Below are 23,051 nucleotides of genomic sequence, written 5' to 3'. Positions count from 1 at the left end.
GCCGGCGCACGTCCGCTGCGACCGGGTGTGCCACGCGGACGGGTGCCGATCGCGAGTGTCGGACCGCCTCCGCCGTGCTGCAACGGATCGGCCCTGTGGAGTGGGTCACTCCCCGCCGGGCGGGGACGGCGCCGTCCCGGGCCTTCCCTACGGTGGGCGACGGCGCGTCCGGCAGCGGAGCCGGCGGGACGGAGGAGTGGCGTGGGCACGTTCGAGGGACGCACCGCACTGGTCACCGGCGGCAGCCGCGGCATCGGCCTGGCGATCGCGCGCAGCCTGGTGGACCGGGGCGCCCGCGTGGTGCTCACGGCACGCAGGGCCGAGGCGCTCGAGGAGGCGGTGGCCACGCTCGGCGGCCCGGAGGTGGCCGTGGGCGTGCCGGGCAACGCCGGGGACGCCGCGCACCGCGCCGAGGCGGTGCGCACCGCGGTCGAGCGGTTCGGCAGCCTGGACCACCTGGTGGGCAACGTCGGGATCAACCCGGTCTACGGGCCGATGGTCGACCTCGACCTCGACGCCTTCCGCAAGATCCTCGACACCAACGTCGTGGGCACCCTCGGGCTGGTGCAGGAGGCCTGGCGGGCGTGGATGGCCGAGCACGGCGGCTCGGTGCTCGTGGTCGCCTCGGTGGCCGGGCTCAAGGCCTCGCCGATGATCGGCGGCTACGGCGTGAGCAAGGCCGCGCTGGTCAACCTGGTCACCCAGCTGGCCGTGGAGCTCGGGCCGCGGGTGACGGTCAACGGGGTGGCGCCGGCGGTGGTGCGGACCCGCTTCGCGGGCGCGCTCTACGAGGGGCGCGAGGAGGAGGCCGCCCGCGCCTACCCGGCGGGCCGGCTCGGTGAGCCCGAGGACGTCGGCGAGGCCGCGGCCTACCTGCTCGGTGCCGGCTGGGTCACCGGCCAGACCCTGGTGCTCGACGGCGGCGCGCTCTCCCGCGGTCCGTCCTAGTCGCGGTAGCGGTGGCGGCGGCCGCCGGGCCGGACGCCGCTCTCCGCGAGGATCTGCGCCAGTCTCGCCGCACCGGTGTCGTCGTCCTCCACCACCGGCGACGGCGCGACCCAGGACGGCGCGGCGTGGCCGGCTGCGGCGCTGTGCACCGAGGGCCGCTCGACGGTGAGCTGCTCGGCGGGCGGCGGGGCGGACGCGCCCAGCGGGTCGGTGTGGCGGCGGCGCGGCCCGGTGTCGGCGGGGTCGAGCAGGCCGCGCTCGGCCGGCCACCCGCCCGGGGAGGCCGCGGGCTCCGCGGGCACCGGCACGGGCACCGGCGGCAGCGGGCGGGCGGGCGGCTCCGGCTCGCGCGTCACGGCCGGGGCGGCGACGGTTCCCGCGGGCACCTGCGCCGACCAGCCGGCGTCGAGCTCGCCGCCCCAGACGGGAGGCGCCGGCTGCAGCGGCTCGCGACCGGCCGGCGCCCGCACCGACTGGGTGCGCATGACCAGCCGCTCGACGCGCATCTCCCCGGTCAGCTGCTCGGTGAGCTCCGCGCGCAGCCGGCCGACGTCGGCCCGCAGGCCGCCGATCTCCGCCAGGTCGGCGCGCAGTGCGGCGATCCCGGACAGCCCCTCCCGCAGCCCGGCCAGCTCCCCGCGCAGCGCGTCGAGCTCGCGGCGCATCGACTGCTCGGCCTCGCGCCGGACCTCGTTCTCCAGCTCCAGCTCGTAGCGCTGCCGGGCGGCGACCTCGCGCTCGAGCTCGGCGTCGTAGGCCCGGCGCAGCTCCGCCTCCAGGGCGGCGGTGTCGGGAGCGGCGGCGTCGTCGGTGTCCCGGGCGGGCCGGCGGCCGGCGGCCACCGCGGCGAGCAGGCAGGCCCAGGCGACGGCGACGACGGAGATCCGCAGCACCCGGGCGTCCTCGGTCAGGAAGACGACGGCGGTGGCCGCGGAGGCCAGCAGGAAGCCGAGGACCAGCCCGGCGGTGCGCAGGCCCGGCGTGCCGACCGGGTCGGGAGGTCGTCGGGCTCCCGTGTCCGCTCCTCCCCGCATGGCCTCAGGGTAACGGTGAGCGAGCCTCCGGCTCCGGCACGCAGTCGCCCTGCGTGCCGGAGCGGCCGCTGCTCAGGGCCGAGTCAGCCCTGGGCGAGGGCGCCGTCGGAGCTGAAGACCAGGCCCATGGAGACCTCGCCCTGCTGGATGGCGGCCTTGGTCGCGGGGCCGCCGGCGTCGAACTCGCGGAACTCCGCGAACTGCAGGCCGTAGGTCTCCTCGAGGCCGGGCTGGCAGAACGGCCGGCTCGGGCACTCGGCCGGCCCGCCGAGGACCAGCGAGCCATCACCGCAGGCGTCGGCCAGCTCGGAGAGCGTGGTCACGCCGAGCTGGTCGGCGAACTCCTGCGTCACCGCGAAGGCGTTCTGGTCGGCGGCCTCGGAGGGCGTGCCGAAGGTCAGCCCCACCTGGTCGGCCAGCGGCTGCAGCGCGTCGCGGGTGGCCTGCGCGTCGCCGCTGGCGATCGGCGTCGGGTTGGCGCCGTTGACCTGCGCGTTGAGCGCCTCGGTGACGGTGGCCAGGTACTCGGGGAAGACCTGCAGGTCGGCGCCGGAGATCAGCGCCGGGAGGTACAGGTCGCGGTTGCCGACCTCGCGCACCGAGGCGTCGAAGCCCGCCGCGTCGAGGACCCCCGCGTAGACGTTGGCCAGGATGGTCGACTCGGTGAAGTTGCCGGCGCCCACGACGATCGGCCCGCTGCCCTGCTGGAGGCCGTCGGTCACGCCGCTGTCCTCGACCCAGGCGGCCGCGACGTCCTCGGCGCTCTGCCGCTCGAGGTCCACCGCGGCGTTCATCTCGATGAGCTGGTCGGTGGTCAGCGCGGCGGAGACGGCGTCCAGCGCCGGGACGAGCGCGGGGTTGGCCGCGGCGGTGGCCGCGGTGACCGCCGGGACGATGTTGTCGGCGTTCTGCAGCTTCTGGTCGTCCTCGAGGACGACGAGCTGGTCGCCGGGGACGGGAGCGCAGGCGTCGCCGGACGCGGCCGAGCCGCTGGTGCTGGTGGAGCCGCCCGTGCCGGAGGACCCGGACTCGCCGCAGGCGGCGGTGAGCAGGAGCCCGGCCAGCAGGAGTGGGGTCAGTGCGCGTGGCTGACGCATGTGTCCGCCTTCTGTGTCCCGTGCGGCGGGCGGCCGCGACGCGTGTCTGGCGGGGGATCCCGCGCCGGACATGCAACTCCCGCGGTCCGCAGCTGGGCAATCGCGGCGCGGATGTGTTGCGGGGTCGTTACCGAGCCCCGCTCCAGGTCGGGACCCGCCTCACAGGGGGACACCGCTGGCCGTCGGTTCCGGAACCGGACTGGCCGACCTGGGGGTGCTGACCTGCAGGAACGGGAGACGGCGGGGTCCGGGGGTGACCGCCCAGGACAGCAGCGCCAGCACCGCCTCGGTGAGCAGCGCGAGGCCGGCGACCAGGATCGCGCCGGCGATCATGACGCCGTAGTCCTGCTGGCCGAAGCCGAGGTTGATCAGCCGGCCCAGTCCCCCGCCGCCGACCAGCGCGGCCAGGCCGGCCGTGGCCACGACCTGCACCGCGGCGGTGCGGATGCCGGTCGTCACCAGCGGGAGGGCCAGCGGCAGCTCGACCCGGCCGAGCACCTGGCCGCGGCTCATCCCCATGCCGCGGGCGGCCTCGCGCACCTCCGGGTCGACGCCGCGGAACCCGACGAAGGTGTTGGTCAGGATCGGCGGGACGGCGAAGACCGCCAGCGCGATCGTCGTGGCCCGGTTGCCGAAGCCGATGGGACTGACGGCGAACAGGGTGAGCAGCGCCAGCGTGGGCACCGCCCGGCTGACGTTGGACAGGACGACGACCAGGCCCGCGCCGCGCCGCGCCGTCCCCAGGGCGACGCCGACCGGCAGCGCGAGCACCGCCGCGGCCAGCACCGCCACCGCGGAGATGGCCAGGTGCTCCAGCGCCAGGTCGGTGATGCCGCTGGGGCGGGACCAGTTGAACGGGTCGTTGAGGTAGACCAGCGCCCGCGAGAACTCGTTCACGCCCGCACCGCCCGGGCCCAGGGGGTCAGCGCCCGCTCGACGCCGGCCAGCAGGATGTCGGCCAGCAGCGTGAGCAGCACGCACCCGACCGCCCCGGTGACGATCTCGGCGCGGTAGAAGTTCGCCGCGAACCCGCCGGTGATCAGCTGACCGAGGCCGCCGTGGCCGACCAGCACGCCGACGGTCGTCAGCGCCACCGTGGACACCGTGGCGATGCGCAGCCCGGCCATGAACGCCGGCAGCGCCAGCGGGAGGTCCACCCGCCAGAGGGCCTGGGCCGGGGACAGCCCCATCCCCCGGGCCGCCTCCCGGACGTCGGCGGGCACGCCCTGCAGCCCGGCCAGGAAGTTGCGCACCAGGATGACCAGCGAGTACGCGACCAGGCCGACGAGCACGGTGTTCGACGACAGCCCGGTGAAGGGCACCAGCAGCGCGAACATCGCCAGCGACGGGATCGTGTAGACGACCGTGGACAGCCCGAGGACCGGCGCGGACAGCAAGCGGCTGCGCCGGGCCAGCAGCGCCAGGGGCAGCGCGATCACCGCGCCGATGACCACCGCGAGCACCGTCAGCCGCACGTGCTCGCCGGTGTAGGCCAGGATGGAGTCCCAGTTGTCGGTCACGTAGGACGGGTCGAACCACGGGTTCGGGGCCTCGTCCACCGCGAGCAGCCCCACCGGGGGGTCGCTCACCGCGTCCAGCAGAGGGCGCGCACCCAGGGAGGTCACCCCGTGGACGCTACTGCCGGGAGCGGCGCGGAGGGCGCCGCGCAGGAGATCCGGCTCGAGGGGGTCAGCAAGACCTACGCCGACGGCACGGTCGGGGTCGAGCGGCTGGACCTGACCTTCGCCGCGGGCGAGCTGTCGGTGCTGGTCGGCCCCTCGGGCTGCGGCAAGACCACCACGATGAAGATGATCAACCGGGTCATCGAGCCGACGACGGGACGGATCCTGCTCGGCGGCGAGGACGTGACCCGGGTCGACGCCGACCGGCTGCGCCGCCGCATCGGCTACGTCATCCAGAACGTGGGCCTGTTCCCCCACCAGACGGTGCGGGCGAACGTGGCCACGGTGCCGCGGCTGCTGGGCTGGGACCGGCGCCGCACCCGGGCCCGGGTGGACGAGCTGCTGGCCACCGTCGGCCTCGACCCCGCCGTCCACGGCGACCGCTACCCCAGCCAGCTCTCCGGCGGCCAGCGCCAGCGCGCCGGCGTCGCCCGGGCGCTGGCCGCCGACCCCTCGGTCCTGCTGATGGACGAGCCGTTCTCCGCCGTCGACCCGGTGGTCCGCGAGCGGCTGCAGGGGGAGTTCCTGCGGCTGCAGGAGACGGTGCGCAAGACGATCGTCTTCGTCACCCACGACATCGAGGAGGCCGTGCGGCTCGGCGACCGGATCGCCGTGATGAGCTCCGGCGGGCGGGTCGAGCAGTTCGCGCCGCCGGCGGAGCTGCTGGGCCGGCCGGCCAACGCCTTCGTGGCCGACTTCGTCGGCGCCGACCGGGGCCTCAAGCGGCTCGCGGTCACCGGCATCTCGGTCGAGGACCTCGAGCGGCCGCCGGTGGTGCACGTCGCCGACGGGCTGGCCGACGCGCGCGCCTCGCTGCAGGTCACCGGGGCGCGCTGGGCGGTGGTCCTCGACGACGCCGGCCGGCTGCACGGGTGGCTCTCGGCCGACCGGGCCGCCGGCGCGGGCACCGTCGGGTCGGCGGCGCACCGGATGGACGCCTGGGTGCCGGCGGAGGCCAGCCTGAAGACGGCGTTCTCCACGATGCTGCAGCACGAGGCCGGCTGGGTGGCGGTGCTCGACGGCGAGGTGTTCCTCGGGGTGCTCACGCCCGAGTCGCTGCACCGGGCACTGCGCCGCTCGGTGGACGGGACGGTCCCCGAGACCGCCGGCGCCGCCGTACCGGCACGCTAGAGCCCGTCGTCAGGCGCGAGCGCCGTCTCCGGGGCGCTGGTCGTCGCGCCGGGACGGCGGCACGCGGCAGACCGACTCCAGCCACAGCGCGGCGGCGGTGAGCGCGGCCGCGCAGAGCACGCCGATGACCGCGGTGACCGTGTCGCCGGCCGCGGCCTCCAGGCGCCCCACCGCGGGCGCCACGTGCAGCAGCACCCCGGCCCACACGCCGGCGACGGCCGCGCCGACGAAGGCGCTGGCCTGCGCGAGCACCGCCAGCCGGGCCACCAGCATCGGCTCGACCGGGCGGACCAGCGGCGCCGCCGCTTCCCCGTGCTGCGGGCGGGTGTCGCCGCGCCGGGCGGCCCGCTCGGCGGCCAGCCGCGCGCGCAGCGTACGGGCGCCGAGCGCCTCGGCGACCGCGAGCAGCGCCAGCGGCACCGGCAGCCACCAGCGCAGCGGCGGCAGGCTGCCGTAGGCCACGCGCACGACCAGCCACGCCGCCAGCGCCAGCCCGGCCCCGACGACGAGGAGGTCCCGCCGGTTCACCGGCCTCACTGCAGGTGCTCCCACCTCACGACCGCGGCGACGTCCGCGGCGGGCAGCGCGGCGACCAGGTCGGCCACGCGGCCGCGTCCGGGCAGGACGGCGGTCGGGTCCAGCGACAGCCAGGGGACGAGCACGAACGCCCGCTCGTGCGCCCGCGGGTGCGGCAGCGTGAGCGCCGGGTCGTCGGAGACCACCGGGGCGCCGTCGTCACCGGTGACCGTGACGACGTCGACGTCGAGGGTCCGGGCGCCCCAGCGCACCTCGCGGGTGCGCCCGGCGGCCTGCTCGAGCTCGTGGGCCCGGGCCAGCCACCCGGCGGCGTCGCGGTCGCCGCGGACGACGGCGACCGCGTTGAGGTAGGGCGGCTGCTCGACCGGGCCCCACGGCGGGGTCTCGTACAGCACCGAGCGGGCGACCAGGCCGTCGTCCTTCAGCGCCTCGATCGCGCCGCGCAGGGCACCGGCCCGGTCGCCCAGGTTGGCACCGAGCGACAGCACGGCGCGGCTCACGCGCGCTCCCGCCGGATGGTGACGGTGACGTCGTCGAAGGGGACGCCGAGGTCGGCCTGCGGCTTGTGCACGGTGATCTCGGCGGCCTGCACCAGCGGGTCGGCCAGGCAGACGTCGGCCAGCCGCTGGCAGAGGGTCTCGAGCAGGTCGACCGGCTCCCCGGTGAGGACGGCGTGCAGCCGCTGGGCGAGCTCGGCGTAGTTGACCGTCAGGGCGAGGTCGTCGGTGGCGGCCGCCGGCGCGGTGTCCACCTCGAGGACGGCGTCGACGCCGAACGTCTGCCCGTTCTCGCGCTCGAAGCCGTAGACGCCGTGGTGGGCGTGCGCGGTCAGGCCCCGGACGGCGATCCGGTCGGGCCGGGCGTCAGCCACGGTGCAGCCCCCGCGCGGCGTGCACGGCCGCCACGGTGCGCACCGCGTCCACCGAGGAGGCGGCGTCGTGCGCCCGCACGCCCCAGGCACCGGCCTCGGCGGCGAGCACCGTGGTGGCGAGGGTGGCGGCGTCGCGCTGCTCGGCCGGCCGCGGCTCGGCGTCCGGTCCGGCGAGCAGCCGGCCGAGGAAGGTCTTGCGGGAGGCGCCGACGAGCACCGGCAGCCCGAGGGCGATGAGCCGGTCGAGGCCGCCCAGCAGCGCCCAGTTGTGCTCGGCGCGCTTGGCGAAGCCCAGCCCGGGGTCGAGCACCAGCTGCCGCGGGTCGACGCCGGCGGCGACGACGTCCTCCACCCGGGCCGTCAGCTCGGCGCACACCTCGGTGACGACGTCGCCGTACCGGGCGGCGGCGTACATCTCGCGGCTGTGCCCGCGCCAGTGCATGAGCACCCAGGGGACGCCGGTGTCGGCGACCAGGTCGGCCATGTTCTTGTCGGCCAGCCCGCCGCTGACGTCGTTGACCAGGACCGCGCCCGCCGCGATGGCGGCCTCGGCGACCTCGGCCCGGGTGGTGTCCACGCTGGTGCGCACGCCGGCGGCCGACAACTCGCGGACGACCGGCACCACCCGGCGGCACTCCTCGTCGACGTCGACGCGGTCGGCGCCCGGGCGGGTGGACTCGCCCCCGACGTCGACGTAGTCGGCGCCGGCCGCGTGCATCGCCAGCCCGTGCGCGACCGCGGTCGGCGCGTCGGCGAAGCACCCCCCGTCGGAGAACGAGTCGGGGGTGACGTTGAGGACGCCCATCACCACGCAGCGCCCCGGCCGCGGGAGGGCGGTGGCGGTCACCGGCCCAGTACGAGGCCCATGGCCTCGGCGCGGGTGGCGGCGTTGTCGCGGATGATGCCGCGCACCGCCGAGGTGACCGTGATCGAGCCGGGCTTGCGGATGCCCCGCATGCCCATGCACAGGTGCTCGGCCTCGATGACGACGAGGACGCCGCGCGGCTTGAGGTGCTCGTCGACCGCGTCGGCGATCTGCCGCGTCATCCGCTCCTGCACCTGCGGCCGCCGGGCGTAGACGTCGACCAGCCGGGCGATCTTCGACAGCCCGGTCACCCGGCCGTCCTCCCCGGGGATGTACCCGACGTGCGCGGCGCCGTGGAAGGGCACCAGGTGGTGCTCGCAGGTCGAGTACATCGGGATGTCCTTGACCAGCACCAGCTCGTCGTGGTCCTCGTCGAAGACCGTCGCGAGGATCTCCCCCGGGTCCTGCCAGAGACCGGCGAAGGTCTCGGCGTAGGCGCGGGCCACCCGGCCGGGGGTGTCGCGCAGCCCCGGCCGGTCGGGGTCCTCCCCCACGGCCAGCAGCAGCTCGCGGACGGCGGCCTCGGCCCGTGCCGTGTCGACGCGCGACAGGTCGACGCGGACCTCGTCCTCCGGCTCCTCCGGGAGCTCGCTCACGCCGACTCCTCGCTGGCGCTCGTCGTCACCTCTCGCGGCGCTGCGGTGCTCACGGGTGAGCTCGCGAGCCCACTCACCTCTGGACGGGTGCGCCGACGTCGCCCACGGCGGTGCTGCCGCCCTTGACCAGGCTGGCCCCGTGGCCGTGCGCGTGCCCGTTGCCGTTCGCCTGGGCCGCGGCCTCGGCGGGCGTGAGCACCGGCGGCTGGTCGGACGGCGTCCGCTTGCCGAAGCCGTTGTAGGGCGCCAGCGAGGGCCGCTTGGTGACCGGCGCGCAGATGCGGGCCATGTCCTCCTTGGAGAGGGTCTCCTTCTCCATGAGCTCGAGGACCAGCGAGTCGAGCACGCCCCGGTACTCCACCAGGATCTCCCACGCCTCGTCGTGCGCGGCCTCGATGAGCGCGCGCACCTCGGCGTCGATGTCGGCGGCGACGGCCTCGGAGTAGTCCGGCCGCGAGCCCATGTCCCGGCCGAGGAACGGCTCGGAGTCGGTGCTGCCGTACTTGACCGCGCCGAGCTTGGCGCTCATGCCGTACTGGGTGACCATCGCGCGGGCCATCGAGGTGGCCTTCTCGATGTCGTTGCCGGCACCGGTGGTCGGCTCGTGGAACACCAGCTCCTCGGCCGCCCGCCCGCCGAGGGCGTAGGCCAGGGTGTCGATCATCTCCGAGCGGGTCTGGGTGTACTTGTCCTCGGTCGGCAGCACGAGCGTGTGCCCGAGCGAGCGGCCGCGCGGCAGGATCGTCACCTTGTGCACCGGGTCCAGGTTGGGCAGTGCGTGCGCCACCAGCGCGTGCCCGCCCTCGTGGTAGGCGGTGACCTTCTTCTCCTTCTCGCTCATCGCCCGCGTCTTGCGCTCGGGACCGGCGATGACGCGGTCGATCGCCTCCTCGAGGACGGCGTCGGTGATGACCGAGGAGTTCTGCCGGGCGGTGAGCAGCGCGCCCTCGTTGAGTACGTTGGCCAGGTCCGCGCCGGTGAAGCCGGGGGTGCGCCGGGCGACGGTCTCCAGGTCGACGTCGGGCGCGAGCGGCTTGCCCTTTGCGTGCACCTGGAGGATCTGCTTGCGGCCCTCGAGGTCGGGCCGGTCGACGGCGATCTGCCGGTCGAAGCGGCCCGGGCGCAGCAGCGCGGGGTCGAGGATGTCCGGCCGGTTGGTGGCGGCGATCATGATGACGCCGCCCTTGACGTCGAAGCCGTCCATCTCGACGAGCATCTGGTTGAGCGTCTGCTCGCGCTCGTCGTGCCCGCCGCCCATGCCGGCACCGCGGTGGCGGCCGACGGCGTCGATCTCGTCGACGAAGATGATCGCCGGGGCGTTGGTCTTGGCCTGCTCGAACAGGTCGCGCACGCGGCTGGCGCCGACGCCGACGAACATCTCGACGAAGTCCGAGCCGGAGATCGAGAAGAACGGCACGCCCGCCTCGCCGGCCACCGCGCGGGCCAGCAGGGTCTTGCCGGTCCCGGGCGGGCCGAACAGCAGCACGCCCTTGGGGATCTTGGCCCCGACGGCCTGGAACTTCACCGGGTTCTGCAGGAAGTCCTTGATCTCCTGCAGCTCCTCGATGGCCTCGTCGGCGCCGGCGACGTCGGAGAAGGTCGTCTTGGGGCTGTCCTTGGTGATCTGCTTGGCCTTGGACTTGCCGAAGGCCATGACGCCCCGGCCGCCGCCCTGCATCGAGTTGAACAGCCAGAACAGCAGCAGCAGGAGGATGAGGAAGGGCAGGAAGCTGATCAGGACGCTGACGAAGACGCTGTCCTGCGTGACGTTGGTGGTGAAGTCGACGCCCTCGGCGTCACCGGCGCCCGAGACCAGGTCGAAGACGTCGTCGGACGCGCCGACGGGGTAGGCCGCGCTGATCCGGTCCTCGCCGTCGACCGGGTCGACGAGGTCGAGGTCGAGGGTCTGTTCCTTGTCGTTGATCGTGACCGAGGAGACGTTGCCGTCCTCGATCTGCTGCAGCGCGACGGAGGTGTCGACCGCCTTGTAGTCCGAGCCGCCGCCGAGGAACGAGGACAGGCCGAGGGCCACCAGGACGACGAGCACGACCCAGAACCACACGGAGCGGAAGATCTTCTTGCGTTCCATACACCGATGCCGGGCGGCCGGAGGGCTCCGGCCTGGCCCGTCGACCCTCCTGATCGTCCGGGTGACGCGCCGCGCGAGCCGGGCGGACACCCTCGCGCGGTCCAGCGTCGTTGCGCTCGACGGTACACCGGGACACCTGTGGACCCCCTGTCCGCGAGCTGCGCGGTCGCCGCCGCGCCACCCGTGCGGGTGGCCCGGCGGCGCGGGCGGGACGGGCGGCGGTCAGTCCGAGTAGACCTCGGGCTTCAGCGTCCCGATGTAGGGCAGGTCGCGGTAGCGCTCGGCGTAGTCCAGGCCGTAGCCGACGACGAACTCGTTGGGGATGTCGAAGCCGACGTAGCGCACCGGCACCTCGACCTTGATCGCGTCGGGCTTGCGCAGCAGCGCGCACACCTCCAGCGACGCCGGCCGCCGGCTGCCCAGGTTCTTCAGCAGCCAGGACAGGGTCAGGCCGGAGTCGATGATGTCCTCGAGCACCAGCACGTGCCGGTCGGAGATGTCGCGGTCGAGGTCCTTGAGGATGCGGACGACGCCGGAGGAGCTGGTGGAGCTGCCGTAGGAGGAGACGGCCATGAACTCCATCTGCGTGGGCAGCTGCAGCGCGCGGGCGAAGTCGCTCATGAACAGCACCGCGCCCTTGAGGACGCCGACCAGCAGGACCTCCCGGCCGGCGTAGTCGCCGGCGACCTCGGCGGCCAGCTCGGTGATCTTCTCCTGGATCTGCTGCTCGGACAGCAGCACGTGGTGGATGTCGGGGCCGTAGCCGTGGTCGGGGCCCAGGCCGCCGGGCACCGCCCCGGTCGACGCGGCCCCGGTGGACGCGGCCTCGGTGGACGTGGCCTCGGTGGACGTGGCCTCGGTGGACGTGGCCTCGGCCGACGCGGTCTCGCTCACGGGTGCTGCTCCTCGGGCTGGGGGACCGGGCGGGGGTCGGCGGCCGGCCGGGCGGTCGCGCCCCGGCAGCCGGCGGGCCGCAGCACCAGCCTGCCAGACGTCCGGAGCGCCTCGGCACCGCCCGGCAGGGTCACCGGTCCCTGTCCCCGCCACCCGGTGAGCAGCGCGTCGACGGCGGCGAGGTGGACCGCCGCGAGGTCGGGGACGCCGGCCTCGCGCAGCCAGCCGCGCAGCACCCGGCGGCGCAGCGCGGCCGGCAGCGCGGCGAGCTCCGCGGCGGGCAGGCCGCCCTCGCGCGGCAGGCGGGCGCGCTCGGCGTCGGCCAGGGCGTCGAGGACGTCGAGGTCCTCGCGCAGCAGGTCCGCCGTCCGGGCCAGGGCCCCGGCCACGCCGCCGCCGAGGACGTCCTCGAGCAGCGGCAGGACCTCGGCCCGCAGCCGGGCGCGGCGGAGGGCGGGGTCGGTGTTCCACGGGTCGTCCCAGACCGGCAGGCCCAGCGCGTCGCACGCCTCGCGGGTGGCCGACCGGCGGACGGCGAGCAGCGGCCGCCAGTACGGCGGGCGGTGGGCCACCATGCCGGCCAGCGACCGCGGGCCCGAGCCCCGGCCCAGCCCCAGCAGCACCGTCTCGGCCTGGTCGTCGAGGGTGTGGCCCAGGGCGACGCGCGCGCCGTGGGCGGCCGCCGCGCCGTCCAGCACGGCGTAGCGCGCGGTGCGGGCCGCGGCCTCCGGGCCGCCGCCGGGGCGGACGTCGGCGGGCAGCACCACCACGGGGTCCAGGCCGAGGCCGCGGACCAGCTCGGCGGTGGCGGCGGCGCGGGCGGCGGAGCCGGGCTGCAGGCCGTGGTCGACGGTCACCGCGCCGGCCGGCACCCCGGCGCGGGGTGCCTCGAAGGCGACCGCGGCGGCCAGCGCGAGCGAGTCCGCTCCCCCGCTGACGGCCACCAGCACCGGCTGCGCCGAGGCCCGCAGGCCCGGGCGGACGGCGCCGCGGACGGCCGCGACCGCCGGCGGCGGCCCGCTCACCGGAGTCCGGGCGTCAGGCGGGAACGGCCGGGCGGCCGTGCACCCGCTCGACCCAGCGGGCGGGGTCGGTGAGCTCCTCGACCAGCGGCAGCGTCTCCGGCCCCGACCAGACCCGGTTGAAGCCGTCCATGCCGACCCGGTCGACGACGCCCCCGACGAAGGTCCGCCCGTCGGCGTACTGCTTCATCTTCTGCTCCAGGCCCAGCAGCCGGCGCAGCACCCGGTCCAGCGGGCCGCGGCCCTTGCGGCGCTGGGCGAAGCGCTTGCGCAGCGTGCGCACGGAGGGCACCACGTCGGGGCCGACGCCGTCCATGACGAACTCGGCGTGCCCCTCGACCAGGCTCATCACCGCGGTGACCCGGTCGAGCACGGCGCGCTGGGCGGGGTCGCGGACCAGCGCCATCAGGCCCTGGGAGCCGGCGTCGTCGTCCCCGCCGCGGACGGCGTCGCTGATGCCGCGGACCAGGTCGGCCATGCGGTCGCGCAGCGCGTCCGGGGACAGGTCGGTGGCCTGCACGAACTCCGTGATCTGCGCCTCGAGGTGGTCCTGCAGCCACGGGAAGGCGGTGAACTGCAGCTGGTGGGTGACCTCGTGCAGGCACACCCACAGCCGGAAGTCCGACGGGTCGACGCCCAGCCGGCGCTCGGCGTCGACGATGTTGGGCGCCACGAGCAGCAGCCGGCCGCCGGTGCCGAAGACCTCGTACTGGCCCAGCACCCGGGAGGAGAGGAAGGCCAGCAGCCCGCCGGCCTGCACGCCGGTGGCGCGGGAGCCGATCGCGGTGGCCAGCGGGCCGGGGCGGCTCTCCGACCGCTCGAGGAGCGCGCCGGCCAGCGGGTCGAGCAGCGCGGCCATGCCGGCGGTGTTCGCGTCGATCCAGCCGGGCCGGTCGACGACGGCGACCTCGGGGACCGGCCCGCCCTCGACCGGGCGCAGGCCGGTGAGGCCCTCGACGTGCGCCACCGCGGTGGCGGAGGCGCGGTGCAGCTCCGCGACGACCGCCGCCGCCTCCTCCCGGGTGGTCTCGGGCCCGGGCCCGGTCAGCCGGCGGGCGGTGCGCCCGGCGAGCTCCCAGTCGACCAGTGCACTGCTGCTCATTTTTTCACCCTACGCGGGCGGCCTGGGCGCCCGGAGGCGCTCACGGGCAGCCGCAGGCGGCCATCGCGGAGGCCACGGCGTCGAGCGCGGCCTCCTCGGGGCCACCGCCGCCCGAGGTGCCGTTGGCCACGAGCGCGTAGGCCAGCAGCCGACCGTCGGCGGTGACGACGGTGCCGGCGAGGCCGTGCACGCCGAGCAGCGTCCCGGTCTTGGCGCGGACGGCGCCGGGCGCGGTGCCGGGGTCGGTGTCGCCGCGGTCGGCCAGCGTGCCGTCGTAGCCGGCCACCGCGAGGCCGGACAGCACCGCCGAGGTCCCCTCCAGCGAGCCGTCGGCGGCGCCGGCGACCAGCTCGGTGAGCACCGCCGGGGTGACCAGGTCCAGCCGGGACAGCCCGCTGCCGTCGTGCAGCTCGACGTCGGCCACGTCCAGGCCGGCCTCCTCCAGGGCACCGGTCACCGCCCGGGCTGCGCCGTCGAAGGTGGCGGGCAGGTCGCGGGCCAGCGCGACGTGCCGCGCCAGCGACTCGGCGAGCAGGTTGTCCGACTGCGACAGCGCCTGCTCCACCAGGCGGGCCACCGGGGCGGAGCGGACGCTGCCCAGCGTCTCCGCGCCGTCGGGCGCCGCGCCGAGCTCGACCGTCGCACCGGGGACGCCGAGCGCCTCGGCGAGCGCGCGCCCGGCGTCGGTGCCCGGCGCGCCGCTGCGCGGGTCCTCGCCGGGCCGGAGCCGGGCGCCGTCGACGGCGGTGGCGGTGACCGGCGCCGCGTAGGTCGACGGCGCGTCCTCCGGCCCCCAGCCCTCCGCCGTCAGCGGGCCCTCGAACAGGGCGTTGTCGACGACGACGCGGGTCACCGCCGTCCCGGCGGGCAGCGCGGCCCGCACCTGCGCGGCGAGGTCGGCGACGGTCGGCGCGCCCGGGTAGGTCAACGAGGGCGCCGTCGTGGACAGGGTGGGGTCGCCGCCGCCGACGAGCACCACCTCGCCCGGGCCGGTCCCGGCGACGACGCGCGTCTCGAGGGTCTGCTCGGGGTCGAGGGTGGTCAGCGCGGCGGCCGCGGTGAGCAGCTTGGCCGTCGAGGCGGGGGTGACCGGGTCGTCGGCGCCCAGCGCGAAGAGGATCTGCCCGCCGACGACGTCGACCACCTCGGCCGAGACGCCGCCGCCGAGCGCCGGTACGGCCAGCAGCGGCGTCAGCACCGTGCTGAGCGCGTCGGGGTCGGGCGCGGGGGCCTCGTCGGACAGCGCGGCGAGCACGGGCGCCGGTGCGCCGACGTCGGGCAGCACCGCGGCCGGGCCGTCGGCGGCGTCCGGGGCGGCGTCGTCCCCGCGCAGGAACAGCAGCCCGGCCACCACCAGCGCGGCGACGACCACGAGCGCCACGACGGTCACCAGCAGTCGTCTGCGCAGCCGCCCGTAGCTCGGCGTGACCGACGTCGACCCGCTCGGCGCGATCGTTCCCACCCCCAGGGAGTGACCCCCGGGCGGACCTGCACCGGTGGACCTGATACCGGTGGGCCACACTACGTGCCGTGCAGTTCGACGTGACGGTAGAGATCCCCAAGGGCCAGCGGAACAAGTACGAGCTGGACCACGCCACCGGCCGCATCCGGCTCGACCGGATGCTGTTCACCTCCACCCGGTACCCGGCCGACTACGGGTACATCGAGAACACCCTGGGGCTGGACGGCGATCCGCTCGACGCCCTGGTGCTCCTGGAGGAGCCGACGTTCCCCGGGTGCCTGATCACCTGCCGGGCGATCGGCATGTTCCGGATGACCGACGAGGCGGGTGGGGACGACAAGGTCCTCACCGTCCCGGCCACCGACCCCCGCATGGCCCACCTCCAGGACATCACCGACGTCTCGGAGTTCGACCGGCTGGAGATCCAGCACTTCTTCGAGACCTACAAGGACCTCGAGCCGGGCAAGTCGGTCGAGGGCGCCAACTGGGTGGGCCGCGCCGAGGCCCAGGCCGAGATCGAGGCCTCGATCAAGCGGGCGGCGGAGGCCGGCGGCCACTGACGGCCCGAGGGGCCCGGCCCCTCGGCGAGCGCACGACGGACGACGCACGGCGGTGCACCCCCGGTCGGGGTGCACCGCCGCCGTCGTGTGCGGGGCGGGTCAGCCGTCCCTGTCGTGCAGGACGACTCAGCGATCCCCGTCGTGCAGGACGACTCAGCGATCCCTGTCGTGCAGGACGACGGTGAGGAAGCCCAGCTCGCCGCGGTAGCCCTCCAGCCACTGCCGGCGGTGGGCGCGGGCGGCCTCCAGCGCGGCCTCGCGGTCGCCGTCCGGGGCCTCGGTCAGCGCCCACTCGGTGAGCGCGCCGGTCCAGCACCACTCGTACTCGTCCCACTCCGCCCGGGTGCTCAGGTGGCCGTAGCCTGGCTCCAGGCCCGCGCGCCGCACCTCGGCCAGCAGCCCGGGCAGGTCGGGCAGCTCCCCCGGCCCGGCACCCAGCCCGGCCAGCGCCGCCGGGCTCGGGCCGGCCTCCCAGAAGCCGTCGCCGAAGAGCACCCGCCCGCCGGGGCGCAGGTGCCCGCGCAGCGCCGCGAGCGTGCCGGCCGGGCCGCCGAAGACGTGCGTGGCGCCGACGCAGACGACGGCGTCGAACGGCCCGGCCCGCCAGGTCGCGGCGTCGTCCTGCACGAACTCGACCCGGCCCAGCACGCCGGCCATCGCGGCGCGGTCGCGGGCGGCGTCCAGCGCCGGGCCGGAGGTGTCCACGCCGACGCCGGTCAGTCCCGGGTGGGCGGCCACCAGCGGCAGCAGCCAGGCGCCGGAGCCGCAGCCGAGGTCGAGCACCCGGCCCTGCGGCGGCGGGGCCAGCCGGTCGAGGAGGCGGTGCAGGCTCTCGTCGGAGACGGGGGCGGCGACGGGGTGCCAGCGGTGGGCGATCGCGCTGAGCCGGGCTCTGTCCACGGCCGCATCCTGGCCGACGGCGTCAGGCCTCCGGGTCGGCGTCCTCCGGGGGCCCCTGGCGCAGCTCGGCGGCCAGCGCGGTGAACACGGCGCAGGTGGCCGGCACCTCGCGGGCGAGGACGGCCGCCACCTCGGCCGGGTCGGGCAGGGTGCCCTCGGCCGCGGCGTCGTCCCAGGCGGCGCAGGCGCGGGCCAGCGGCTCGGCGCCGAGGTTGGCCGCGGCACCGCGCAGCCGGTGGGCGGCCTGGCCGAACAGCGCGACGTCGCCGGCGGCCGCGGCCGACTCGACGGCGGCGACGGCGGCGGGGGCCTGCGCGACGAAGACCTCGAGCAGGGTGGCGACGAGTGCGCGCTCCTCGTCGCTGTCGACGGCACCCAGGTCGCCGACGCGCTGGCGCACCGCGCCCTCCAGCGCCGTCTCCGGAGCGCCGAGCACCTCGTCGATGGCCGCGGTCAGCTCGCCCACGGTGCAGGGCTTGTGCAGGTAGGCCGCGCCGAGGGCCCGGCCGGCGGCGACGTCCCCGGGCAGCGCGCGGCCGCTGAGGAAGACGACCGGCACGGTCGCCGAGTCGGGGTCGGCGCGCAGGTCGGAGACCAGGCCGAGGCCGCTGCCGCCGGGCATGAACATGTCGGTGACCACGACCTCCGGGCTGAAGGCGTGCTCGATCACCGCGCGCGCCTCCGGCGCGGAGGCCACGGCGCGCACCCGGTGGCCGGCCCAGCGCAGGCGGGCCTCGAGCAGCAGCCGGGTGGTGTCCTCGTCCTCGACGACCAGCACCCTCGCCACACGGGCCTCCTCGCGCGTCCGCGGGGCGGCGGCGCGCCGTCCCGTCCCGGGAGGCATCGGCAGGCGGGGGCTGCTCCTGCAGCCGGGACGGCTAGATCACGCCGCGGGAGCGCAGGTCGCGCAGCTCGGCGAAGACCCGGCGCCGGATGGTGTCCTGCCGCTTCTCGCCGAGCCCGAGGAAGCGCAGCGACAGCTCCGGGCGCCCGTCCTCCCGCTCGTGGCGGCGGATCACCTCCGCGTCGAAGCGCAGGCGGGTGCCGTCGAGGTCGAGGGTGACCCCGAGGACGGCGCCGACCTCGATCGCCGGCGCGCCGGCGGGCGGCGCGACGAACAGGCAGCGGCTGCCGCCCTCGCTGAGGTCGAGGGTCGCGCCGCCGAGGACGGCCTTGCCGACCTCCACCTCCAGGGGCAGCGCCATCGGCGCGCGGACGGCCGCCCGGCGCTGCCCGCGCGAGGCCGGCCCGGTGGTGCGGATCCGCCACGTGGGGGCGTCGCCCCCGCCGACCTCGACCAGCTGGGCCGGCACCGAGCGCAGCTCGTCGGGCCCGCGCCAGATCAGCTCGAGGTGCTCGCCGACGTCGAGGCGCACCCGGCGCTTGGCGGCGTCGGTGCCCACGCTGAGCACCATCTCGCCGCCCGAGACCTCCTCGACGAAGCTCAGCAGCACGTCGTCACGGCTCTCGGCCTTCACGTCGACGACCGCCCGCTCCTCCGGGTGGTCCACTCCCGGCGTCGCCATGCCCGTCCTCCTGCTCGCCCGCCCGGGGGACGTCCCCCCGGGGTCTGTACAGAGCAGATCGGCACCGACCTGACCGGACGTGAGCGGAGTCCGCGGTCGGATCCCCCGATCGGGGGGAGGGACCGCTCACTCACCCGCCGACGTAGGCCGCCAGGTGCTCACCCGTGAGGGTGGAGCGGGCGGCGACCAGGTCGGCCGGCGTGCCCTCGAAGACCACGCGGCCGCCGTCGTGCCCGGCCCCGGGGCCGAGGTCGACGATCCAGTCGGCGCGCGCCATGACCGCCTGGTGGTGCTCGATGACGACCACCGAGCGGCCGGCGTCGACGAGCCGGTCGAGCAGGGCGAGCAGGTTCTCCACGTCGGCGAGGTGCAGCCCGGTGGTGGGCTCGTCGAGGACGTAGACGGTCGTGGACCCCTGCGCGCCCTTCTCGGCCATCTGCGTGGCCAGCTTGAGCCGCTGCCGCTCGCCGCCGGAGAGGGTGGTGAGCGGCTGGCCGAGCGTGAGGTAGCCGAGCCCGACGTCGGCGAGCCGGTCGAGGACCGTGTGCGCGGCCGGCGTGCGCGCCTCGCCCGCACCGAAGAACTGCTCGGCCTCGGTCACGGACATGGCGAGCACCTCGGCGATGTTCCGGCCGCCCAGCGTGTACTCCAGCACCGCCGCCTGGAACCGCCGGCCCTCGCACTCCTCGCACGGGGACTCGACCGTGGCCATGACACCGAGGTCGGTGTAGATGACGCCGGCACCGTTGCAGGTCGGGCAGGCGCCCTCGGAGTTCGAGCTGAACAGCGCGGGCTTCACGCCGTTGGCCTTGGCGAACGCCTTGCGGATCGGCTCGAGCAGGCCGGTGTAGGTGGCCGGGTTGCTCCGCCGCGAGCCGCGGATCGCGCCCTGGTCGACGACCACGACGCCGTCGCGCGGCGCGACGGAGCCGTGGATCAGCGAGCTCTTCCCCGAGCCGGCCACGCCGGTGACCACGCAGAGGACACCGAGCGGGATGTCGACGTCGACGTCGCGCAGGTTGTGGGTGCTCGCGCCGCGCACCGCCAGCTGCCCGGTCGGCGTCCGCACCGACGGCTTGAGCGACGCGCGGTCGTCGAGGTGGCGGCCGGTGAGGGTGCCGCTCCCCCGCAGCCCCTCCAGGCCGCCCTGGTAGACGACCTCCCCGCCGGCCGTGCCGGCCAGCGGGCCGAGGTCGACGACGTGGTCGGCGATGGCGATCGTCTCGGGCTTGTGCTCGACGACGAGCACCGTGTTGCCCTTGTCCCGCAGCTGCAGGAGCAGGCCGTTCATCCGCTCGATGTCGTGCGGGTGCAGGCCGATGGTGGGCTCGTCGAAGACGTAGGTGACGTCGGTGAGCGAGGACCCGAGGTGGCGGATCATCTTGGTGCGCTGCGCCTCTCCCCCGGACAGCGTGCCCGCGGGCCGGTCGAGGGAGAGGTAGCCCAGCCCGATCTCGGTGAACGAGTCGAGCAGGCGCTGCAGGCCGGTCAGCAGCGGGGCGACGGAGGGCTCGTGCAGCGCACGGACCCAGTCGGCCAGGTCGCTGATCTGCAGGGCGCAGAGGTCGGCGATGTTCCTCCCGTCGATCCGCGACGACCGGGCCTCCGGGGTGAGCCGCGTGCCGTCGCACTCGGGGCAGGTCTGGAAGGTGATGACCCGCTCGACGAAGCGCCGGACGTGCGGCTGCAGCGAGTCGACGTCCTTGGACAGCATCGACTTCTGCACCCGGGGGATCACGCCCTCGTAGGTCAGGTTGACGCCCTCGACCTTGATCTTGGTCGGCTCCGCGTAGAGGAGGGCCTGCATCTCCTTCTTCGTGTACCGCCCGATCGGCTTGTCCAGGTCGAGCCCGATCCCCTGGAACAGGCGGCCGTACCAGCCCTCCATGCTGTAGCCGGGCACCATCAGCCCGCCCTCGTTGAGCGACCTGCTCTCGTCGTAGAGCGCGGTGAGGTCGAAGTCGGAGACCGAGCCCATGCCCTCGCACCGCGGGCACATGCCGCCCAGGTAGACGACGTCGCGCACCACGTTCATCTCGACCCGGCCGCCGGCCTTCTCGGTGCTCATCACCCCGCTCGCCTTGCGCGTGGGGACGTTGAACGAGAACGCGGTGGGGGGACCGACGTGCGGCGTGCCGAGCCGGCTGAACAGGATGCGGAGCATCGCGTTCGCGTCCGTGGCGGTGCCGACGGTGGAGCGCGGGTTGGCGCCCATGCGCTCCTGGTCGACGATGATCGCCGTCGTCAGGCCCTCGAGCAGGTCCACCTCCGGCCGCGACAGGGACGGCATGAAGCCCTGCACGAAGGCGCTGTAGGTCTCGTTGATCAGCCGCTGGGACTCCGCAGCGATCGTGCCGAACACCAGCGAGCTCTTGCCCGACCCGGAGACGCCGGTGAACACCGTCAGCCGGCGCTTCGGGATCTCGACGCTGACGTCCTTGAGGTTGTTCTGCCGCGCGCCGATCACGCGGATGAGGTCGTGGCTGTCGGCGGCGTGCGGGGCCGGCGACCGCTGGTCGCTGCTGGTGGCGGTGCTCATGCTGCCTCCGTCCGGTGGGCGCCGCCGTCGTCGGCGCGCTCGCTGTCTACCGGAAGGGAGGGACGTTCGGCGTCACCCGGACGGCTGCCGGGGCGTGGGGAGCAGGAGAGCCGCCTGTCGGAATCGAACCGACGACCTTCTCATTACGAGTGAGATGCTCTACCGACTGAGCTAAGGCGGCGGACGTGCGGTGCACAGCCTACGTCACGCACCCGTCCGGCCCGTGCGGTGGCCCTCCTGCAGGGGCCCGCCGCGAGCCTGCGAGCGGTGGGGGGCAGGAGGGTCCTCTCTCAGGCCGGCAGGCGCAGCGCCACGGTGAGCGCCTCGACGGCGACCTGCGGCTTCACGTTCTGCTCGAGCGCCGTCCGGCAGGCCAGGACGGCGTCGATGCGGCGCAGCGCCCCCTCGGCGCCGATCCGGCGGGCGAGCTCCTCGGCGTCGGCCCGACGGTCGGGGTGGTTGAGCGGCAGCTGCTCGGCCGGCGCGGCGTGCAGGACGAGGGCGTCGCGGTAGAGCCCGGCGAGGTCGACCAGGGCCCGGTCGAGGGAGTCGCGGCCGATGCGGGTGGCCCGGCTCCTCTGCCGCTTCTCCAGGTCCTTGAGCACGCCGGCGCCGCGGCTGGCGGCGGCCACGCCCGGCCCGCGCGCGCCGACGCCGAGACTGGCCTTGACCGCCTCGGTCTCCGCGCCGTCGAGCTCCGCGGCGGCGCGGTCGGACTCCTCCTTGGCCGCGCCGACGAGGTCGTCGGCGGCGGTGAGGCAGGCGGCCAGCGAGACCAGCCGCAGTGGCACGTCGAGCACCGCCTTGCGGGCCATGCGGGCGGTCTCGTCGCGGGCCAGGTGCCGGGCCCGCCCGACGTGCCCGCCGGCGGCGCCCGCCGCCCAGGCCGCCAGCGCCGGGTCGATCCCGTCGCGGCGCACCAGCACGTCGGCGACGGCGTCGGCCGGCGGCGTGCGCAGGCCGACCACCCGGCAGCGGGAGCGGATGGTGACCGGGACGTCCTCGGGGTGCAGGCTCGGCGCGCACAGCAGGAACACCGTCCGCGGCGGCGGCTCCTCGATCATCTTGAGCACCGCGTTGGCAGCCTGCTCGGTCATCCGGTCGGCGTCCTCCACGACGACGACCTGCCAGCGGCCCTGCGACGGCGCGCGCCCGGCCAGCCGCACCAGCTCGCGGGCCTCCACGACGCCGATGGACAGTCCCTCGGGGACGACAGTCTGGACGTCGGCGTGGGTGCCGGCCAGCACGGTGCGGCAGGCGTGGCAGGTGCCGTCGCCGCCGTCGGGGCACTGCAGCGCGGCGGCAAAGGCCCGGGCGGCGACCGAGCGGCCCGACCCCGGCGGGCCGGTGAACAGCCACGCGTGGGTCATCGCCGCCGGGTCGGCGACGGCGGCCCGCAGCTCGGCCACCACGGCGGGCTGGCCGATCACCTGCGCCCAGACGCCGTCGGCCGGGGCGCTCACGCGACCCGCCCGGGCAGCAGGGCACCGACCCGCTTGCGGACGGCGGCAGCGATCTCCTCGGCCGGCCGCTCCGCGTCGAGGACCAGGTAGCGGCCGGGGTCGGCGTCGGCCAGCGCGCGGAAGGTGGCGCGGACCCGCTGGTGGAACTCCAGCGACTCCGACTCCAGGCGGTCGGCGGCGGCGCGGCCGAGCGCGCGGGCGAGCCCCGTCTCGGGCGGCAGGTCGAGCAGCACGGTGAGGTCGGGCACCAGCCCGCCGGTGGCCCAGGTCGAGATCCGGCGCACCTCGTCGAGGTCGAGGGTGCGGCCGGCGCCCTGGTAGGCCAGCGAGCTGTCGACGTAGCGGTCGGTGACGACGACCTCGCCGGCCTCCAGCGCCGGGCGGACCACGGCGTGCACGTGGTGGGCGCGGTCGGCGGCGTAGAGCAGCGCCTCGGCGCGGGGCGCGAGGTCGCCGGTGGCCGGGTCGAGCAGCAGCGCACGGATGCGGGCGCCGGGCGGGGTGCCGCCGGGCTCGTGGGTGATCCGCGCGGGGAGCTCGTGCAGGCCGAGCCAGTCGAGGAGCAGCCGCGCCTGGGTGGACTTGCCGGTGCCCTCCCCACCCTCGAAGGCGACGAACAGCCCACGGCCGGGCGGACGCGGGTGGACGTCGATCGCGGGGCTCCCTCGCAGCGGGCGGCCACCGGGCCTCCCGGCGGCCGGTCCACGGTACCGGCCGGGTCCGACGTCCCCGG

The 23,051-nt window shown here is 75.8% G+C and carries 23 protein-coding genes and 1 tRNA gene; 3 read left to right on the top strand and 21 right to left on the bottom strand.

What is annotated here, in order from left to right; translation table 11 throughout:
* Positions 1-201: 201 nt before the first annotated feature.
* Positions 202-948 (top strand): SDR family oxidoreductase, encoded by a 747-nt coding sequence (locus LY71_RS19095; RefSeq protein ID WP_106280654.1) that lies wholly within the window; start codon positions 202-204, stop codon positions 946-948.
* On the opposite strand, the gene LY71_RS23590 is transcribed toward LY71_RS19095, so the two are convergent.
* The 4 genes from LY71_RS23590 to LY71_RS19075 form a co-directional block, all read right to left on the bottom strand.
* Positions 945-1,982, bottom strand: a complete 1,038-nt coding sequence (locus LY71_RS23590) for a DUF6779 domain-containing protein (RefSeq protein ID WP_106280652.1) — start codon at positions 1,980-1,982, stop codon at positions 945-947. The genes LY71_RS19095 and LY71_RS23590 overlap by 4 nt on opposite strands.
* Positions 1,983-2,065: 83 nt before the next feature.
* A complete protein-coding gene (locus LY71_RS19085; RefSeq protein WP_106280650.1) occupies positions 2,066-3,079 on the bottom strand; it encodes a glycine betaine ABC transporter substrate-binding protein in 1,014 nt (337 codons plus the stop codon).
* A gap of 159 nt (positions 3,080-3,238) precedes the next feature.
* Positions 3,239-3,976: an ABC transporter permease gene (locus tag LY71_RS19080; protein ID WP_106280648.1), complete on the bottom strand. Its 738-nt coding sequence runs from the start codon at positions 3,974-3,976 to the stop codon at positions 3,239-3,241.
* A complete protein-coding gene (locus tag LY71_RS19075; RefSeq protein ID WP_211297424.1) occupies positions 3,973-4,668 on the bottom strand; it encodes an ABC transporter permease in 696 nt (231 codons plus the stop codon). The genes LY71_RS19080 and LY71_RS19075 overlap by 4 nt, the downstream gene beginning before the upstream one ends.
* 39 nt (positions 4,669-4,707) lie before the next feature.
* Here LY71_RS19075 and LY71_RS19070 point away from each other — a divergent pair, with 39 nt between their 5' ends.
* Positions 4,708-5,892, top strand: a complete 1,185-nt coding sequence (locus tag LY71_RS19070) for an ABC transporter ATP-binding protein (protein WP_211297423.1) — start codon at positions 4,708-4,710, stop codon at positions 5,890-5,892.
* A gap of 9 nt (positions 5,893-5,901) precedes the next feature.
* On the opposite strand, the gene LY71_RS19065 is transcribed toward LY71_RS19070, so the two are convergent.
* The 10 genes from LY71_RS19065 to dacB form a co-directional block, all read right to left on the bottom strand.
* Positions 5,902-6,420: a DUF3180 domain-containing protein gene (locus LY71_RS19065; protein WP_245888090.1), complete on the bottom strand. Its 519-nt coding sequence runs from the start codon at positions 6,418-6,420 to the stop codon at positions 5,902-5,904.
* A 5-nt stretch (positions 6,421-6,425) separates the two neighbouring features.
* Positions 6,426-6,929, bottom strand: coding sequence for a 2-amino-4-hydroxy-6-hydroxymethyldihydropteridine diphosphokinase (gene folK / locus LY71_RS19060; RefSeq protein WP_106280644.1), 504 nt, complete (start codon positions 6,927-6,929; stop codon positions 6,426-6,428).
* Positions 6,926-7,300: a dihydroneopterin aldolase gene (gene folB / locus LY71_RS19055; protein WP_106280642.1), complete on the bottom strand. Its 375-nt coding sequence runs from the start codon at positions 7,298-7,300 to the stop codon at positions 6,926-6,928. Before folB ends, folK begins: the two co-directional genes overlap by 4 nt.
* Entirely contained in the window at positions 7,293-8,147 is an 855-nt protein-coding gene (gene folP, locus LY71_RS19050) for a dihydropteroate synthase (protein ID WP_211297422.1), read from the bottom strand. The genes folB and folP overlap by 8 nt, the downstream gene beginning before the upstream one ends.
* On the bottom strand, positions 8,144-8,761 hold the full coding sequence (gene folE, locus LY71_RS19045; RefSeq protein ID WP_106280640.1) for a GTP cyclohydrolase I FolE: 618 nt from the start codon (positions 8,759-8,761) through the stop codon (positions 8,144-8,146). The genes folP and folE overlap by 4 nt, the downstream gene beginning before the upstream one ends.
* Before the next feature lie 73 nt (positions 8,762-8,834).
* Entirely contained in the window at positions 8,835-10,850 is a 2,016-nt protein-coding gene (gene ftsH, locus LY71_RS19040; protein WP_106280638.1) for an ATP-dependent zinc metalloprotease FtsH, read from the bottom strand.
* A 222-nt stretch (positions 10,851-11,072) separates the two neighbouring features.
* A complete protein-coding gene (gene hpt / locus LY71_RS19035) occupies positions 11,073-11,744 on the bottom strand; it encodes a hypoxanthine phosphoribosyltransferase (RefSeq protein WP_425433034.1) in 672 nt (223 codons plus the stop codon).
* Positions 11,741-12,769, bottom strand: coding sequence for a tRNA lysidine(34) synthetase TilS (gene tilS / locus LY71_RS19025; protein ID WP_106280636.1), 1,029 nt, complete (start codon positions 12,767-12,769; stop codon positions 11,741-11,743). The genes hpt and tilS overlap by 4 nt, the downstream gene beginning before the upstream one ends.
* A gap of 13 nt (positions 12,770-12,782) precedes the next feature.
* Positions 12,783-13,868: a zinc-dependent metalloprotease gene (locus LY71_RS19020; RefSeq protein WP_211297421.1), complete on the bottom strand. Its 1,086-nt coding sequence runs from the start codon at positions 13,866-13,868 to the stop codon at positions 12,783-12,785.
* Positions 13,869-13,908: 40 nt separating this feature from the next.
* Positions 13,909-15,330 carry a D-alanyl-D-alanine carboxypeptidase/D-alanyl-D-alanine endopeptidase gene (gene dacB, locus LY71_RS19015; protein WP_106280633.1) on the bottom strand — a complete coding sequence of 474 codons (1,422 nt, stop codon included), beginning with the start codon at positions 15,328-15,330 and terminating at the stop codon, positions 13,909-13,911.
* Between the two features lie 68 nt (positions 15,331-15,398).
* Here dacB and LY71_RS19010 point away from each other — a divergent pair, with 68 nt between their 5' ends.
* On the top strand, positions 15,399-15,890 hold the full coding sequence (locus tag LY71_RS19010) for an inorganic diphosphatase (protein WP_091109232.1): 492 nt from the start codon (positions 15,399-15,401) through the stop codon (positions 15,888-15,890).
* A 153-nt stretch (positions 15,891-16,043) separates the two neighbouring features.
* On the opposite strand, the gene LY71_RS19005 is transcribed toward LY71_RS19010, so the two are convergent.
* The 7 genes from LY71_RS19005 to tmk form a co-directional block, all read right to left on the bottom strand.
* The gene (locus tag LY71_RS19005) at positions 16,044-16,790 is read right to left on the bottom strand and encodes an SAM-dependent methyltransferase (RefSeq protein WP_106280631.1); all 747 of its coding nucleotides are present in this window, start codon (positions 16,788-16,790) and stop codon (positions 16,044-16,046) included.
* 22 nt (positions 16,791-16,812) lie between these two features.
* Positions 16,813-17,577: a response regulator gene (locus LY71_RS19000; protein ID WP_106280628.1), complete on the bottom strand. Its 765-nt coding sequence runs from the start codon at positions 17,575-17,577 to the stop codon at positions 16,813-16,815.
* 91 nt (positions 17,578-17,668) lie between these two features.
* Positions 17,669-18,316 carry a flagellar brake protein gene (locus LY71_RS18995; protein WP_146146185.1) on the bottom strand — a complete coding sequence of 216 codons (648 nt, stop codon included), beginning with the start codon at positions 18,314-18,316 and terminating at the stop codon, positions 17,669-17,671.
* Between the two features lie 130 nt (positions 18,317-18,446).
* Entirely contained in the window at positions 18,447-20,855 is a 2,409-nt protein-coding gene (locus tag LY71_RS18990; protein WP_106280623.1) for an ATP-binding cassette domain-containing protein, read from the bottom strand.
* Positions 20,856-20,963: 108 nt separating this feature from the next.
* A tRNA-Thr gene (locus LY71_RS18985) sits at positions 20,964-21,036 on the bottom strand.
* A 109-nt stretch (positions 21,037-21,145) separates the two neighbouring features.
* Complete coding sequence (locus LY71_RS18980) at positions 21,146-22,318, bottom strand: DNA polymerase III subunit delta' (RefSeq protein WP_106280621.1); 1,173 nt, start codon at positions 22,316-22,318, stop codon at positions 21,146-21,148.
* On the bottom strand, positions 22,315-22,938 hold the full coding sequence (gene tmk, locus LY71_RS18975; protein WP_281261626.1) for a dTMP kinase: 624 nt from the start codon (positions 22,936-22,938) through the stop codon (positions 22,315-22,317). Before tmk ends, LY71_RS18980 begins: the two co-directional genes overlap by 4 nt.
* Between the last annotated feature and the right edge of the window lie 113 nt (positions 22,939-23,051).

The sequence above is a fragment of the Geodermatophilus tzadiensis genome (genome assembly GCF_003002915.1).
GTDB classification, from domain to species: Bacteria; Actinomycetota; Actinomycetes; order Mycobacteriales; family Geodermatophilaceae; genus Geodermatophilus; species Geodermatophilus tzadiensis.
Note: the sequence above shows the minus strand (reverse complement) of the source record. Positions and strands in the feature narration are given on the sequence as shown.